Source organism: Galbibacter pacificus, assembly GCF_029603165.1.
Lineage (GTDB): Bacteria > Bacteroidota > Bacteroidia > Flavobacteriales > Flavobacteriaceae > Galbibacter > Galbibacter pacificus.
The window spans coordinates 288014-304483 of sequence record NZ_JAQSVC010000001.1; the positions used below are offsets into that span (position 1 = coordinate 288014).

The following is a 16470-nucleotide window of genomic DNA, read 5'->3' on the forward strand; positions in this document are numbered from 1 at the left end:
GTGACTGAAAATCTGGACTCTCAACTCTCAACAACATAGCAACATAACAGCGTAACAACCATAAACCTGAAACTTAAAACTATAAACTCTGCACCATACCCGGTTAAGCAATCCTAAGTAATTCTTTGGCCAAGGCAATCATTTTTTCATCGCCGGTATGCTTGCCGGGCTCGTCCGATAGTTTTACGGTAGGCAGCCATTCGTTGTCGCTAGTGAGTATGTCGGTAAGTTTAATTACAATATTCATGGGTTTCAGGCCAACATCGTTGGTTAAATTAGTGCCTATACCGAAGGAGAGGCCTATTTTTCCTTTACAGGCTTTGGTTATGGATGCTACTTTCTCTGGGTTGAGGCCATCAGAAAATATAATGTATTTGTACAGGGGGTTAATGCCATGGTTTTTATAATGCTCAATGGTTTTTTCGGCAAATTCAATCGGGTCGCCGCTATCGTGCCGGACACCGTCGAAAAGTTTGGCAAATTTGGTGTCGAACTGTTTAAAGAATACTTCCGTGGTGTACGTATCAGACAGTGCAACACCCAAATCGCCACGGTACACGTCTACCCAATGTTCGAGCGACATGGCATTGGCCATTTTAAACCCATACTCGGCCGCATGAAACATAAACCATTCGTGCGCATGCGTACCAATGGGCTTTACATTGTACAGCATTGCCATATGCACGTTGCTGGAACCTATAAAACTTTGCCCTTTATACGATGATAGCGTATGCATAACCTCGCGGTGCGTGCGGTACGAATGCCTTCGCCGGGTACCAAACTCGGCAAAGGTTACGCCCAGTTCGTTGTATAGTTTAATTTTTTCAAGTGTATTGGCCGTTATTTTTTCATCGCTCCAGCGTTTTTGTCCGGTAAGTTTGTAAAACAGCTCGCTAATAAGGGCCAAAATAGGGACTTCCCATAAAATGGTCCTGTACCAATAGCCAGAAATATAAACTTCCAGATTTTCCCCGGTTTGTGATATGGTCACTTCAGAGGGGTCGTAACGGTAACCTTCCAGAAAGTCTACATATGCCGGGTTGAGGTATTGACAGTTTTCTTTAAGGAACTGTTTTTCGCTTTTGGTTAGTTGCAATTGTGCCATTTGGTCTATAGCGGTTCTAAGTACTTGGCCAAATCCTTCAGGGAACTTGTGTGTTCCCCGGTTAATAAATTTATATCTTGCTTTTACGCGTGGAAACAATTTTACCACGGCGCATTGCATGGTAAATTTATAAAAGTCGTTATCAAGGATAGAATTAAAAATTGAAAAGTCGGGATCCTTCAGCATGCCTGTTACAGTTTATTTAGAAAGGTACTACATATTTTTTAATAGCGGCTATTGGCGAGCGTAAATATAGGGCAAAGGGCAAAAAGTGGTTATGGGATTTTTAAAAAAGCGTGATTTTTGAAATTAATTATTTAAAAAAAGTTATGAAATACTCTTTTTTTCAAAAAAAACGGGGCAAAGGGTTTTATTTTTCAAATTAATAATTACATTAGCACCACAAAACAGTATAAAATTCATGTTGGCAAACGCTTATATCTGGAACTTTTACTTTTTCTTCTTTTATTTTTTTAATGAAAGAACGGGACGGTTATAGGTTATTGCTAAAGTAAAATATATAAGGTCCCGGAATTTTTTCGGGACTTTTTTTTATGCAAAATTTAAATGAACAATAAAGTTGCAATACAAGGAATATTAGGTTCTTTTCACCATCAGGTGGCAAAAGAATATTTTGGCGATGATGTAGGCGTAGACGAATGTCTTTCGTTTGATGCCTTGGTAGATAGCCTGTTAAGTAAAACAAGCAGTGTAGGTGTAATGGCCATAGAAAATTCCATTGCAGGGTCCATTATCCCCAATTATGCCCTTATAGACATGAACGGCCTGCACATTATCGGCGAGCATTACATTAACGTACAGCATAATTTATTGGTATTGAAAGGGCAAAGCATCGAGGATATTACCGAAGTATACTCGCACCCAATGGCCTTATTGCAATGCAAGGTGTTCTTTAAGCAATATCCACATATAAAATTGATAGAAGATGCCGATACCGCCGAAGTGGCCCGGAGAATACATCAAGGGCAATTAAAAGGCGTGGGGGCCATTGCAAGCAAGGTTGCAGCCAATATTTTCGATTTGGATATCCTGGCGGAAGGCATACAGACCATGAAAAACAATGCCACACGTTTTGTAATTGTACAAACAAAAAATTCGGTCATACCAAAAGAAGCCATCAACAAGGCATCGGTAATGTTCGAGCTCGGTACCAAAAGAGGGAGCTTGGCAACCGTATTGAACGTAATGAGCGATTGCAAGTTAAACCTGACCAAGATACAGTCGTTGCCAAAAATAGAAACCCCATGGCGTTATTCCTTTTTTGTCGATGTGACTTTTGAACAGTATGAAGATTTTGAAAAGGCAAAGGCATTGCTTAAAATAATGGCATCGCACTTTAAGGTACATGGCGAATATAAAAATGCAAAAAAATGATACAAGTTGCAGACCGTTTACAAACCGTTGAAGAATACTATTTTTCTAAAAAATTAAGAGAAGTAAGAGGATTAATGGCCGAAGGGAAACCCATTATCAACATGGGCATAGGAAGCCCCGATATGGCTCCGTCCAAAGAAGTTTTAGAAGCACTTGTTACTTCGTTGGGAGACGATAAGGCCCACCAGTACCAAAGTTATCAAGGGCTCCCGGAATTGAGGAATGCCGCTGCCAATTTTTATAAAAAGCATTTTCAAGTTGAAGTAGACAGCAATACAGAGTTATTACCGTTAATGGGCTCCAAAGAAGGGATTATGCACATTAGTATGGCTTTTTTGAACGAAGGCGATGAGGTGCTCATTCCAAACCCGGGATATCCAACATACACATCGGTAACAAAGTTGGTGGGCGCAGTACCTAAATATTATGGTTTAACCCAAAAAGGTAGTTGGTTGCCCGATTTGGAAGCTTTGGAAAAAACAGACCTTTCCAAAGTAAAGCTAATGTGGTTAAGCTATCCGCATATGCCAACTGGTGCCAACGCCAATAAAGAGATATTTGAAGGACTGGTGAAATTTGCCAAACGCAATAACATACTGTTGGTAAACGATAACCCCTATAGTTTTGTGCTGAACGAAGAAAGATTGAGCATTTTGGCGGTACCTGGTGCCAAAGAAGTGGCATTAGAGTTAAATTCATTAAGCAAAACATTCAATATGGCCGGTTGGCGCGTAGGGTTTGTTTTGGGGAACGCACGGTTTATTGATGCGGTGCTTAAAGTAAAGAGCAATATGGATAGCGGTATGTTTTACGGTTTGCAAAAAGGAGCGGTAAAGGCATTGGAGCTATCGTCAAAGTGGTATTCAGCGTTGAACAACGTGTACCAAAAACGAAGGGCCTTGATTTTTCAGCTTGCCGATACATTAGGCTGTACGTACAATACAGATGCTTCGGGAATGTTTGTTTGGGCCAAATTGCCTTCAGAAATGCCATCGGCAGAAGCGTTTATAGACAAAATATTGTACGATAAAAGCATCTTTATTACCCCGGGTACCATTTTTGGGAGTAATGGAGAAGGGTACATCCGCTTTTCATTGTGCGTAAAAGAAGAACAGATTAAGGAAGCGATAAATAGGTTTTAAAATGAAACAGAAACAAATTCGTATATCAAAAACCATAAACCATAGACAGTGATGAATGTATTTGTAATAGGGTTAGGGCTCATAGGCGGTTCAATGGCATTAGACATTAAAACCTCCAATAAAGAAGCCAACATTGTAGGGTTTGATGCCAACGAAGCACACATGGAAGAAGCCGTATCTATTGGGTTTATAGATAGAAAAGGAACCCTGGAAGATGCTAAGGAGGCCGATGTGGTAATTGTATCCATTCCCGTAAATGTTTCTTTGGAAGTGATTCCCAAGGTTTTGGACATCGTAAAAGACGATACTTTGGTTTTTGATGTTGGCTCAACAAAAGCGAATATTTGCACTGCTTTAGAAAATCACCCAAAGCGCAGGAACTTTTTAGCAGCACACCCCATTGCCGGGACCGAGTTTTCTGGGCCAAAAGCAGCAATAAGAGGATTGTATACAGGAAAAACAAATATAGTTTGCGAGGTAGAAAAAACAGCCTTTAAATTACAGGAACGGGGCTTTAAAATATTTAACGATCTGGGGATGCGCATTCGTTACATGGACCCAAAGGCGCACGATAAGCACATTGCCTATGTGTCGCATTTATCGCATATCAGTTCGTTTATGTTGGGAAAAACGGTTATCGAAAAAGAAAAAAACGAACGCGATATTTTTGATATGGCAGGCAGTGGATTTGAAAGTACCGTAAGGCTGGCAAAAAGTTCGCCGGCCATGTGGAGCCCCATTTTCGAACAGAACAAAGAAAATGTAATAGAAACGCTTGAAGAATATATAGCAAACCTTCAAAAGTTTAAAGAATTAATGCAACAAGACGATTACAACGCTATCTATAAAGAGATGGCCGATACAAATAGAATAAAGGAAATATTAAAAGGAATTTCAATCAAAACTTCATAAGTAAATTTAAAATGGAAAATTCAGCAGGATTAAGAACATGGTTAGACGGGATGAACTTAGATCATCCGTTAGTAATTGCAGGCCCATGTAGTGCAGAAACAGAAGAGCAGGTATTAAAAATTGCTCACGACCTAAAAGATAGCGATGTAAATTACTTCCGTGCAGGAATATGGAAGCCAAGAACAAGACCTGGAAATTTTGAAGGCGTAGGCTCTATTGGGTTAAAATGGCTAAAAAAAGTTAAAGAAGAAACCGGTTTAAAAACTGCAACTGAAGTAGCCAATAAAGCACATGTAGAACTGGCCTTGGAAAACGATGTGGATTTATTGTGGATTGGCGCACGTTCTACCGTTAGCCCGTTCATTATTCAAGAAATTGCCGATGCCCTGGAAGGGACCGATAAAATTGTATTGGTAAAAAACCCGGTAAACCCAGATTTGGCCCTTTGGTTAGGCGGTATTGAGCGTTTGTACAGCAAGAACATCAAAAACCTCGGGGTTATCCATAGAGGGTTTTCTACTTATGAAAAAACTAAATACAGAAACAATCCGGAATGGCAACTGGCCATTGAGCTTCAAAATAAATTCCCCGATCTTCCATTGATATTAGATCCTTCGCACATTACAGGAAAAAGGGACATGATTTTTGATGTGTCGCAAATGGCGTTGGATTTAAATTACGACGGGTTGATGATTGAAACACATTGCGATCCAGACAATGCATGGAGCGACGCCGCCCAACAGGTTACCCCGCAAAGTCTAAAGCAGATCATGAGGGATTTAAAGATTAGAAAAGAAACCGATGAGGAAGCCGAATACAACAACAAATTAACCAATTGCCGTGCGCAGATTGACGTGATTGATAATTCACTGATAGAAATCCTGGGTAAGCGCATGAAGGTTTCTGATGAAATAGGGAAGTTAAAGAAACAACGCAACGTAGCCGTGCTTCAATCTAAACGATGGAACGAAATTTTAGGGAAAATGGTGCTGGAAGGAGAGCAGAATGGCTTGAGCGAAGAATTTATCTTACGGATATTCAAGGCAATTCACCAAGAATCCATCAATCACCAAGAAAAAATCGTTAAATAATAACAAGAGGTTAAGAAGTCAAAAGTAACTAACATTATGGTTGTGATTTGCTGCTGCGAAAACTGAAATTTACATCAGAAAAATATATAAATTTCAGTTTTACTTCAGGTAAATGCATAAAATTATTTCATTGGATCGGTATTAATTTTCAACGAAATAATTTTGTGTACTTTTGACTTCTAACTTTTCAATATGACAGGATTAGTCTACAAATCAACCGGGAGTTGGTATAATGTAAAGGCCGAAGATGGAACTTTTATTAATTGCAGGATAAAGGGAAAGTTTAGGATTCAAGGAATAAAAAGTACCAATCCCATTGCTGTTGGTGATGTTGTGGACTTTAATCTGGAAACCATCGGCGATGAAAAAATTGGTGTAATCGCTAACATTCACGACCGCAAAAACTATATAATACGCAAGTCTGTAAACCTTTCCAAGCGAACGCACATAATTGCAGCCAACATAGACATAGCTTTTCTATTGGTAACCCTTAAAGATCCGGTAACTTTTACAGATTTTATAGACCGTTTTTTGGTTACTTCAGAGGCATATGATGTTACCCCGGTGTTGCTGTTCAATAAAATAGACACCTATACAGAAGAAGAATTGATAGATGTAGAATATCTGGCCGATGTATATAAAAAAATTGGTTATCAGTGCTTTAAAGTGTCGGCAAAGGTAAATACAAACATAGCGGCAGTCCAAAATATAATGGAAGGGAATACCAGCATATTTTCTGGACATTCGGGAGTTGGAAAATCTACGCTTATAAATTGCATTCAGCCCGGTTTGAATTTAAAAACGGCCGAAATTTCCGAACAACACAAACAAGGCCAACATACCACAACTTTTGCCGAAATGTACGACTTGAGCTTTGATGCCCGGATTATCGATACGCCCGGAATTAAAGGCTTTGGAATTGTAAATATGGACAAATATGAAGTAGGTGATTATTTCCCGGAGTTTTTCAAGCTGAAAAGCCAGTGCAGGTTTAACAACTGTTTACACATAGACGAACCCAAATGCGCGGTAAAAAAAGCATTGGAAAACAACGAAATAGCATGGAGCAGGTATAAAAGCTATTTGCAAATACTTGAAGGCGAAGAAGAAAACTACCGAACCGATATTTATGGAGATTAGCTTTTTTGAGTTCAGAGTTTCAAAGGTGCAAAGCTTTAATCACTTCGACGAAGGAGAAGTCATATAATGTAAGGAGCTAATAAGTTAATAAGGAAAGGGTATTTGTTCAAGGTTGTCCTTTTATATCAACTATCAACCATCAACCCAACAAACAACAAACAACAAAAAATGCGTGTAGTTATTCAAAGAGTAAGTGAAGCAAGCGTTACCATAGAAGGAGAAATAAAATCAGCAATAAAACATGGGCTGCTTATACTTTTAGGGATAGAAGAAGCAGATGCAAAAGAAGATATTGAGTGGTTGTGCAGAAAAATAACCGGCCTCCGTATTTTTAATGACGATAATAATGTAATGAACCTTTCCATAAAAGAAATAAATGGCGATGTAATTGTGGTAAGCCAGTTTACCCTGCATGCTGCTACCAAAAAAGGGAACAGGCCTTCTTATATAAAAGCAGCCAAGCCCAATATTGCCATTCCGCTTTATGAGGCCTTTGTAGCCCAACTGGAAAACGAGCTCGGTAAAAAAGTAGGAACCGGTGAATTTGGTGCCGACATGAAGGTCTCGTTGCTCAATGATGGTCCGGTTACCATTTTAATAGATTCCAAAAATCGATAATAGCGAAAAAAAACACTAAAAAAATAAATATCCTCACTTAGATTTGAGGTTTTTTTATATATTTAGCGTCTAAACAAACCTAACTATTAATGCAAATTAAATCCTATTTAGGAGTATTCTTCGTGCTCTTTAATGTAATGACCGCTGTTTCCCAAGAAGCATTTCAACTTCAATCGATTGTACTAAATACAGCATTGACAAAAGATGCCAATGCCATAATGCGTAATGACAGCATTTCTATAAATATCCCATCGTTTGACAAGATGAGGGTATACAAAGAAGAAGTAGTTACCATATTGAACAAGGCAGGCGATAAATATGCATCAGCTTATGAATATTATAGCGATGACGTAAAAATCAAATCGGTTGAAGCTGTTATTTACGACCAAATGGGTAATGAAATAAAGACATTTAAAAAGAGGGATTTTAAAGACCGAAGTGCTGTTCCCAGAGGCACCCTCTATTCCGATCATAGGATTTTGTACCTAGATTACACGCCAACTTCGTATCCTTATACAATTAAATTTATTTCTGAAATAGAGACCCCGAACACGGTTTCCATACCTATATGGTATTTTGTTTCTGGTTACAACGTGAGCGTAGAAAAAAGTACGTTTCATATTAATTACGGAACAGATGTTACACTTCGTATAAAAGAAGACAACCTTGAAGGTTTCAATATTCAAAAAACTCAAAATGGCAATGACATCACTTATTCTGCACGGTCAATTCCAGCAATTGAATATGAAGATTTAGCACCCAGCCTAATGTACTTTATACCGAAACTCCAAGTAGCGGCCAATCATTTTAACATAAGTGGTATTGAAGGACATGCCTCTAATTGGGAAGAATTGGGAGGATGGATGTACAACAAGATTTTAACAGGTAGAAATATACTTCCCGAGCAAACCATTGCCAAGGCAAAAGCATTGGTGGCAGGAATAGACGACCCGATATTAAAGGCAAAGAAAATATATGAATACGTGCAGGAACAAACACGGTATATAAGCGTTCAAATTGGAATTGGCGGGATTCAGCCTATCATGGCAGAAGAAGTAGACAAGGTGAAATATGGCGATTGCAAAGGGCTTTCAAATTATACAAAAGCCTTGCTGGAAGCCATTGGGGTAGATGCCTATTATACACATGTGGAAGCAGGAAGCCAGATTGTGGATTTTGATGGGCAGTTTGCTTCATTGACGCAGGGGAACCATGCTATTTTGGCCATACCCAATGGCGAGGATTATTGTTGGATAGATTGTACTTCAAGGGTGCTTCCGTTTAATTATGTCGGGGACTTTACCGATAACAGAAAAGTACTTGTTATGAAGCCCGAAGGCGGGCAAATTACAACAACCGTTGCCTATATTAACAGGGATAATGAGTTGCGTAATATAGGCGAAATAGAACTGCATGCAGATGGAAGTGTAGATGCCAGCGTTTCCATTACCACAAAAGGTGTGCTGTATGACAGCCGTTTTTATCTAGGTGAAAGAAATAACGATGATATTGTAAAATCTTATAAAGATTATTGGCATTATATAAACAATCTCTCCCTAAAACAGCCCCGGTTTAAAAACGATAAAGAGAATGTGGTTTTTATGGAAGATGTAAGTTTATCGGCTACTAAATATGCATCGAATATGGGAGACAGGATGTTGGTGAACATCAATCTCTTCGACCGTAATACATATGTGCCCGCAAGGTACAAAGACCGAAAAATGCCCTTCGAGGTTCCAAGGGGCTTTGTCTATAAAGACAGTATAAAGATTAACCTTCCGGAAGGTTTTGAAATTGAGGCCATGCCAAAAAACGAAACCCTGGAGAGCGAATTTGGCAGTTATGCCCTAAACCTTGAAAAAGATTCAGAAAACAATATTATCTATCAAAAGGAATTCTTTTTGAAAAAAGGGTTGTACCCAAAAGAGAAATATGCCGATTATAGAGATTTTAGAAAGCAAATATCCAAACTAGAAAACGCTAAAATAATGTTGATAAACAAAAACTAAAACTATGTTCAAGACTTTTACCCTACTGTTAATCCTGTTTTTTGGAGCTGAAAGTATGTATTGCCAAGATTACGATTTTGGAAAAGTGTCCATAAGTGAACTTGAAGAAAAAATGCACCCCACTGATTCATCAGCGGTAGCTTCAGTTTTATTTGAAAAGAAAAGATCCTATTTTCAATATGTTCAGGACAAAGGTTTTTTGTTGATAACCGAAGTACAAAAACGAATTAAAATATACAATGAAAAAGGATTTGCCTACGGAACCGAAAAAGTCTACTTGTACAAAGGCGATTCTGATGATGAAAATTTATCCTCGTTAAAAGGATATACCTATAATCTGGTAGCTGGTAAGATTGATGAAACCAAGTTAAATAAAAGTGCAGTATTCAATAATGACGAGTCCCGATACTGGAAAAGCGAGACATTTACTTTTCCCAACCTAAAAGAAGGCAGTATAATTGAATATAAATACAATATTACATCTCCTTTTTTATCCAATATACATGAGGTTCAAGTACAAAGGGAGATTCCGGTAGACCAAGTAGAAGCTTCTTTTGAGTTTCCCGAATATTTTTACTTTAAACCATTGATAAAAGGATATTATCCACTTAACATTGCTACTAGCGCCAAAAGCGGCTCGATTAACTTTGTAAATAAAAACAGGTCGAACAATAATGGACATGTTGTAAAAACAACATACAGCAGCCAAAAGTTGGACTATAAAATAAACATCAACTCCATAAACTTATCCAACATTCCTGCGTTAAAAGACGAGCCTTTTGTAAACAATATAGATAACTACAGGGCGAGCATAGATTATGAACTTTCGTATATTAAATTTCCAAACGCCCCTATAGAATACTATGCCACCACTTGGGAAGACGTTACAAAAAAGATTTATAGCTATAGCGATTTTGGCAATGAATTGCGTAAAACCGGATATTTTGAAAAGGATATAGACCCACTTATGGCCAATGCTTCGACCAATGAAGAAAAAGCAGGGCTAATATTCAACTATGTAAAAAATAAAATGGCATGGAACCAAAATTATGGGTATACCTGTCACGATGGAGTAAAAGAAGCATACAAAAAGAATAGTGGCAATATTGCAGAAATTAATTTAATGTTAGCCTCCATGCTTAATTATGCAGGTGTTGAAGCCTATCCGGTATTGGTAAGTACCCGTTCTCATGGCGTTCCATTGTTCCCTACGCAAGAAGGGTTTAACTATGTGGTTACGGCCGCTAAATTGGGAGATGGCTATGTACTTATGGATGCTACAAGTAAATATTCAATCCCGGGAATGTTGCCCACCCGCGCGCTTAATTGGTACGGAAGGATAATAAGAAAAGACGGCAATTCCATGCAAATAGATTTAATGCCCCGGTCTACTTCAAGAGAAGTTGTCAATATGTTGGTAGACATAGATGTCCAAGGTGGGGCAAAAGGAAAAGTTAGAGGGCAGTATTTTGATTATAATGCACTTTCTTATCGGATAAATTATGACCAGAAAGATGAAAACGACATAATTAAAGATAGGTACAATGAAATAGTTATTGATGAATATGAAATAAAGAATAAAAAAGACCTTCAAAAACCAATAATAGAACAGTTTAGTTTCTATGACGAAAGTGCCTACGATTTAATAGCCGATAAAATATACCTATCTCCCTTGTTCTTTTTTGCCATGAAAGAAAACCCTTTTAAATTGGAGAAAAGAGAGTTCCCTATCGACTTTTCGTATCCAAGGGAAGAAAGTTATATGATTAATATCAACGTCCCTGAAGGTTACAAAGTAGAGTCTTTGCCAGACCCCATGAAAATGGTAATCCCGGATGGAATAGGCGAATTTAGTTACATGGTAGTCCAGAACCAACAAATACTTCAACTAAAGGTAGATTTAAAAATTTCTTCGGCAGTGATATCACCACTTTATTATGACGCAATAAAGCAGTACTTTAGCAAAATAATAGAAAAGGAAAAAGAAAAAATTGTAATAAGTCAACTTTAACAATGAATATAAAAAATGCACAAATCGAAGTCGATAAATGGATAAAAGAACACGGGGTACGCTATTTTAACGAGCTTACAAATATGGCCCAACTTACCGAAGAAGTCGGCGAGGTGGCCCGTATTATTGCCCGTCGTTATGGAGAACAAAGTGAAAAGGAAAGCGATAAGAACAAAGATTTGGGCGAAGAACTGGCCGATGTGGTTTTTGTGGTCTTGTGCCTGGCCAATCAAACGGGCATAGATTTGCAGGCATCGTTCGATAAAAAAATGAACCAAAAAGCCAAACGCGACCACAACAGGCATCATAATAACGAAAAACTAAAATAAAAACCAAAAAAAAAGAAACCGCGAGTCTTAAAATTATGAATATATTAATAGCTGCAACCAAAAACACCCTTCATCAGCATATAAATATTACAGGTTCCAAAAGCGAAAGTAACCGTTCCCTTTTACTGCAAGCTTTATACCAGAACGTACAAATAGAAAACATCTCAAACTCAGTCGATGCCCAAGTGATGCAAAAAGGACTTAAAGTACATCACGGAGAAGTGAACATTCACCATGCAGGAACCGCAATGCGCTTCTTAACGGCTTTTTTTGCCACCCAAGAAGGCAGGGATGTGTTGCTAACGGGTTCGCAACGTATGACGGAGCGTCCCATAAAAATATTAGTGGACGCATTGCGCCAATTGGGTGCAGAAATTGAATATGTAAAAAACGATGGCTATCCCCCAATTAAAATTAAAGGGAAAACAATAACCAAAAGTAAAGTGTCGCTGGCCGCCAATGTAAGTAGCCAGTACATCTCTGCTTTATTGTTAAACGCACCCCAACTTGAAAACGGACTGGAATTAACCCTTGAGGGCAAGATTACTTCGGTGCCTTATATTAAAATGACAGTGGCACTGCTCAACGAAATTGGTGCAAATACCAATTTTGAGGGCAATAGTATTACCGTGCGACCATTGAACGCTGCCAATGATACAACTTTGGTGGTGGAATCCGATTGGAGTTCGGCTTCTTACTTTTACAGCATAGTTGCATTGTGCCAAACCGGAACAGAAATTTCTTTGTCGAGTTATAAGGCAAACAGCTTGCAGGGGGACAGTGTTTTACAGGAAGTCTACAGACAATTTGGCGTAGAAACTTCTTTTAATGAAAATATTTTGAAACTTAAAAAAGTAACCGAAATACCCAAAAGCACAAATATCAATATAGATCTGGCCAATGCACCCGATATTGCCCAAACAATTGCTGTTACATGTTTCGGCCTAGGGATAAAATGCGAGCTCTCTGGGCTACATACATTAAAAATTAAGGAAACAGACCGCTTGGAAGCCTTGAAAACAGAGCTCTCTAAATTGGGCGCCCACATAAAGGTAACCGACAAAGAACTTTTTTTAGAGCCCTCTCAAGCCATAAAAGAAAATGTTGAAATAGATACGTATAACGACCATAGGATGGCAATGGCCTTTGCACCACTGGCCTTAAAAGTCCCAATTGTTGTTAACGATGCCGAAGTAGTCTCAAAATCGTACCCGGATTTTTGGAAGGATTTGGAGCAATTGAGCTTTTCCATTACAAAATTGTAAAATTGGGGTCTTTTTTAGGGCTATTTGGTCCCGTTATAAAATGTAATTCCTTGAAAACAAGAAATAATTACCGTTTTCCTTGACAACCCCTGTTTCCATATTGTATATTTGCGGCTCGTAAAAATACGAGTATTGGCAATTTTTGTTGGTTTAATAAAGATTGCCTTTAAATTATAACAGATTTGAACCACAAAAATTAAGTATAAATACTTGCCGATTTTTCAAGATCTATCATTGATTGTTGAATGTCGGTTTTTTATTTGTAATAATTTAGGTTCCTGAAAAAAAATGAATAGATGAAATTATCACATTTTAACTTTGAACTTCCAAAGGAGTTATTAGCAGAGTATCCTTCAGAAAATAGAGATGAATCCCGTTTAATGGTGCTTCATCGAAAAGAACAGAAAATAGAGCATAAACTGTTCAAGGATCTAATCGATTATTTTGACGAAGGCGATGTAATGGTGCTCAACAATACAAAGGTGTTCCCTGCGAGATTGTTTGGTAATAAAGAAAAAACAGGCGCCCGCATTGAGGTATTTCTTTTAAGGGAACTTAATGTAGAACAACGTTTATGGGATGTATTGGTAGACCCTGCTAGAAAGATTAGAATTGGTAATAAACTGTATTTTGGCGACGACGAAAGCTTGGTGGCCGAGGTAATAGACAATACAACCTCCAGAGGACGTACACTCCGTTTTTTATATGACGGTTCTTATGAAGAATTTAGAAAAAAACTAAACGACCTTGGCGAGACCCCGCTTCCAAAATACATTAAAAGAAACGTAGAGCCCGAAGACGAAGAGCGTTACCAAACCATATATGCCAAGTCCGAAGGGGCTGTTGCGGCACCTACGGCCGGATTGCACTTTTCAAAACATTTGTTAAAGCGTTTAGAGATAAAAGGCATCGATTTCGCCGAGCTTACCCTCCATGTTGGTTTAGGAACATTTAACCCAGTTGAGGTAGAAGACCTTTCTAAACATAAAATGGACAGCGAAGAGCTTTTTATAGATCAAAAAGCAGCGGCCATTGTAAACAATGCAAAAGCCAAGAAAAGAAAAGTTTGTGCCATCGGGACTACCGCGATGCGCGGTTTGGAAAGCTCGGTATCGTCAGACCATATGTTAAATCCATATGAAGGATGGACCAACAAATTTATTTTCCCTCCATACGATTTTAGTATAGCCAACTGTATGGTCACCAATTTTCATACGCCAAAATCGACTTTGTTGATGATGATTTCTGCTTTTGCAGGGCACGATTTTATAATGAAAGCATACAAAGAAGCCGTTAAGGAAGGCTATAAGTTTTATTCTTATGGAGATGCCATGTTAATTTTATAAGGTGTAGTGTTCAATAATAATGAAAAGTCCTGTTGTATGTTACAAACAGGGCTTTTTTACTTTTATGGATTACTCCCGTATGATTTCTTAAAAATTGTTTTAGGTTTTTAAGAAATACCCCATGGCAGCGTAGTTATGCCCACATAGCTTAAAAAAGACCTTGCACGATAAAAGCTTTGTGTGGTTTTATATAATTGAAATCCGAAAATCAAAAATGTATCTTTGCACATATGCAGGCAATAAAAAAAGATATCCGGGCATTGACCAAAGAACAATTAAGAACGTTCTTTGAAGCCCATGGCGATAAAGCCTTTCGTGGTAATCAGGTTTATGAATGGTTATGGGGAAAGGCCGCTCACTCTTTTGATGAAATGACGAACATTTCTAAAGAAACACGGCAAATGCTGGAAGATAACTTTGTTATCAACAATATACGCGTGGACCAAATGCAGCGGAGCAATGACGGGACCATAAAAAATGCAGTGCGACTCCATGACGATTTAATTGTAGAATCGGTATTGATACCAACTCCTACCAGAACTACGGCATGCGTATCCAGCCAAGTAGGTTGTAGTTTGGACTGTAAGTTCTGTGCCACGGCCAAGTTAAAGCGCATGCGCAACTTAACCCCCGATGAAATATACGACCAAGTGGTGGCCATAGACAACGAAAGCCGCTTGTATTTCGATCGGCCCTTGTCCAATATAGTTTTTATGGGCATGGGGGAGCCGCTCATGAACTACAATAATGTACTGGCGGCCATAGACAAGATAACTTCCCCGGAAGGGTTAGGTATGTCTCCACGGCGTATTACGGTCTCTACATCTGGGGTACCAAAGATGATAAAAAAAATGGCCGATACCGAAGTAAAGTTCAAGCTGGCCGTATCGTTGCACTCGGCCATAGACGAGGTGCGAACCTCCATTATGCCTTTTAATGCCACTTTTCCGTTGGCCGATTTGCGAGAGGCATTGGAATATTGGTATGGCAAAACCAAAAGCAGGATTACCTACGAGTATGTTGTATGGAAGGGCATAAACGATACACGTAACGACGTGGACGCACTGGTGAAGTTTTGCAAATTTGCCCCGTCCAAGGTAAATTTAATAGAATACAACCCCATTGGCGACGAGGTTTTTAAACAAGCCGACAACAGCGCCATAGAAAAGTACCAACAAATATTAGAGCGAAATGGCATTACGGTAACGGTGCGCCGTTCCAGGGGAAAAGATATAGATGCCGCATGTGGCCAGCTTGCCAATAAGTCATAGTTTAGAATCTTTTTTAATAGGCTTCTCTGTACAATTATTAAGTAGTTGCCTCGTTTCTTTAGCAACTAGTAACGAATTCTGCTATAAATAATGAGAAAGCTTATATTTTTTATTGCCTTACTAATGGCACAAAGTCATTATGGGCAAAAAAACAATCTTCAAGGCACTTTAAATGCACGAGACACAACTTTCCTTGAATTTAATTACAAAGCCTTAATTATTCCTTCAGTAATGATAGGTTATGGGCTCATTGCTACAGAGAGCCATAGTCTAATAGATATCAATAATGGAATAAAAGAAGAAGTTACCGAACACATTGACGAAAAATTCACTGTAGATGACATTTCTCAATACGTTCCCGCAATTGCGGTATATGGGCTTAATATGTTTGGGGTAAAAGGGAAACACAATTTGAAAGATAGGAGCATTGTTTTAGCAACATCATATTTAATAATGAGCAGTAGCATACTTGGCTTAAAGACAATTACCCGAGTTGAAAGGCCCGATGGCAGTTCTAGGAATTCTTTCCCCTCTGGGCATACGGCAACCGCTTTTGTAGGGGCCGAATTTTTGTGGCAAGAATACAAAGATGTTTCCATTTGGTACGGTCTTGCAGGATATGCAGTGGCCACAGGAACAGGGTTTTTTAGAATTTATAACGATAGGCATTGGTTTAGTGATGTTGTTGCCGGAGCCGGGATAGGAATTTTGAGTACAAAGATTGCCTATTGGATTACACCATTTATAGAAAAAAAGTGTTTAAAAAGCGGTACAAAAAGAATAAATATGATAAAGCTTTTGTACCATTTTACAACGGGAAAGAAATAGGAGTTGGT

14 protein-coding genes are annotated in these 16470 nt (G+C 38.5%); 13 read left to right on the forward strand and 1 reads right to left on the reverse strand.

Annotation, left to right across the window (positions count from 1 at the left end; translation table 11 throughout):
* Positions 1-103 precede the first annotated feature (103 nt).
* A complete protein-coding gene (gene pncB / locus PSF86_RS01315; protein ID WP_277898250.1) occupies positions 104-1291 on the reverse strand; it encodes a nicotinate phosphoribosyltransferase in 1188 nt (395 codons plus the stop codon).
* Between the two features lie 381 nt (positions 1292-1672).
* Between pncB and PSF86_RS01320 the strand changes: the two genes are divergently transcribed.
* The 13 genes from PSF86_RS01320 (at position 1673) to PSF86_RS01380 (ending at position 16462) form a co-directional block, all read left to right on the forward strand.
* Positions 1673-2500: a prephenate dehydratase gene (locus PSF86_RS01320; protein ID WP_277898251.1), complete on the forward strand. Its 828-nt coding sequence runs from the start codon at positions 1673-1675 to the stop codon at positions 2498-2500.
* Positions 2497-3642: a pyridoxal phosphate-dependent aminotransferase gene (locus PSF86_RS01325; protein WP_277898252.1), complete on the forward strand. Its 1146-nt coding sequence runs from the start codon at positions 2497-2499 to the stop codon at positions 3640-3642. The genes PSF86_RS01320 and PSF86_RS01325 overlap by 4 nt, the downstream gene beginning before the upstream one ends.
* Positions 3643-3693: 51 nt before the next feature.
* Positions 3694-4554: a prephenate dehydrogenase gene (locus PSF86_RS01330; protein ID WP_277898253.1), complete on the forward strand. Its 861-nt coding sequence runs from the start codon at positions 3694-3696 to the stop codon at positions 4552-4554.
* Between the two features lie 11 nt (positions 4555-4565).
* Entirely contained in the window at positions 4566-5645 is a 1080-nt protein-coding gene (locus tag PSF86_RS01335) for a bifunctional 3-deoxy-7-phosphoheptulonate synthase/chorismate mutase type II (protein ID WP_277898254.1), read from the forward strand.
* Positions 5646-5837: 192 nt separating this feature from the next.
* Positions 5838-6785, forward strand: coding sequence for a ribosome small subunit-dependent GTPase A (gene rsgA / locus PSF86_RS01340; protein WP_277898255.1), 948 nt, complete (start codon positions 5838-5840; stop codon positions 6783-6785).
* 168 nt (positions 6786-6953) lie between these two features.
* Complete coding sequence (gene dtd / locus PSF86_RS01345; RefSeq protein WP_277898256.1) at positions 6954-7403, forward strand: D-aminoacyl-tRNA deacylase; 450 nt, start codon at positions 6954-6956, stop codon at positions 7401-7403.
* Between the two features lie 89 nt (positions 7404-7492).
* On the forward strand, positions 7493-9412 hold the full coding sequence (locus tag PSF86_RS01350; RefSeq protein WP_277898257.1) for a DUF3858 domain-containing protein: 1920 nt from the start codon (positions 7493-7495) through the stop codon (positions 9410-9412).
* Positions 9413-9416: 4 nt separating this feature from the next.
* Positions 9417-11423: a DUF3858 domain-containing protein gene (locus PSF86_RS01355; RefSeq protein WP_277898258.1), complete on the forward strand. Its 2007-nt coding sequence runs from the start codon at positions 9417-9419 to the stop codon at positions 11421-11423.
* 2 nt (positions 11424-11425) lie between these two features.
* A complete protein-coding gene (locus PSF86_RS01360) occupies positions 11426-11752 on the forward strand; it encodes a nucleotide pyrophosphohydrolase (protein WP_277898259.1) in 327 nt (108 codons plus the stop codon).
* Between the two features lie 35 nt (positions 11753-11787).
* Complete coding sequence (gene aroA, locus PSF86_RS01365) at positions 11788-13017, forward strand: 3-phosphoshikimate 1-carboxyvinyltransferase (RefSeq protein WP_277898260.1); 1230 nt, start codon at positions 11788-11790, stop codon at positions 13015-13017.
* A 296-nt stretch (positions 13018-13313) separates the two neighbouring features.
* Positions 13314-14363, forward strand: a complete 1050-nt coding sequence (gene queA / locus PSF86_RS01370; RefSeq protein ID WP_277898261.1) for a tRNA preQ1(34) S-adenosylmethionine ribosyltransferase-isomerase QueA — start codon at positions 13314-13316, stop codon at positions 14361-14363.
* A gap of 230 nt (positions 14364-14593) precedes the next feature.
* Complete coding sequence (gene rlmN / locus PSF86_RS01375) at positions 14594-15634, forward strand: dual-specificity RNA methyltransferase RlmN (protein WP_277898262.1); 1041 nt, start codon at positions 14594-14596, stop codon at positions 15632-15634.
* A gap of 90 nt (positions 15635-15724) precedes the next feature.
* Positions 15725-16462, forward strand: coding sequence for a phosphatase PAP2 family protein (locus PSF86_RS01380; protein WP_277898263.1), 738 nt, complete (start codon positions 15725-15727; stop codon positions 16460-16462).
* Positions 16463-16470: the final 8 nt, after the last annotated feature.

Bases quoted from the DNA above. Each gene is read 5' to 3' on its own strand.
- PSF86_RS01335 (WP_277898254.1), top strand. From the start codon at position 4,566: ATGGAAAATTCAGCAGGATTAAGAACATGGTTAGACGGGATGAACTTA.
- PSF86_RS01330 (WP_277898253.1), top strand. From the start codon at position 3,694: ATGAATGTATTTGTAATAGGGTTAGGGCTCATAGGCGGTTCAATGGCA.
- PSF86_RS01350 (WP_277898257.1), top strand. From the start codon at position 7,493: ATGCAAATTAAATCCTATTTAGGAGTATTCTTCGTGCTCTTTAATGTA.
- PSF86_RS01355 (WP_277898258.1), top strand. From the start codon at position 9,417: ATGTTCAAGACTTTTACCCTACTGTTAATCCTGTTTTTTGGAGCTGAA.
- queA (WP_277898261.1), top strand. From the start codon at position 13,314: ATGAAATTATCACATTTTAACTTTGAACTTCCAAAGGAGTTATTAGCA.
- rsgA (WP_277898255.1), top strand. From the start codon at position 5,838: ATGACAGGATTAGTCTACAAATCAACCGGGAGTTGGTATAATGTAAAG.
- rlmN (WP_277898262.1), top strand. From the start codon at position 14,594: ATGCAGGCAATAAAAAAAGATATCCGGGCATTGACCAAAGAACAATTA.
- PSF86_RS01380 (WP_277898263.1), top strand. From the start codon at position 15,725: ATGAGAAAGCTTATATTTTTTATTGCCTTACTAATGGCACAAAGTCAT.
- aroA (WP_277898260.1), top strand. From the start codon at position 11,788: ATGAATATATTAATAGCTGCAACCAAAAACACCCTTCATCAGCATATA.
- PSF86_RS01360 (WP_277898259.1), top strand. From the start codon at position 11,426: ATGAATATAAAAAATGCACAAATCGAAGTCGATAAATGGATAAAAGAA.
- pncB (WP_277898250.1), bottom strand. From the start codon at position 1,291: ATGCTGAAGGATCCCGACTTTTCAATTTTTAATTCTATCCTTGATAAC.
- PSF86_RS01325 (WP_277898252.1), top strand. From the start codon at position 2,497: ATGATACAAGTTGCAGACCGTTTACAAACCGTTGAAGAATACTATTTT.
- dtd (WP_277898256.1), top strand. From the start codon at position 6,954: ATGCGTGTAGTTATTCAAAGAGTAAGTGAAGCAAGCGTTACCATAGAA.
- PSF86_RS01320 (WP_277898251.1), top strand. From the start codon at position 1,673: ATGAACAATAAAGTTGCAATACAAGGAATATTAGGTTCTTTTCACCAT.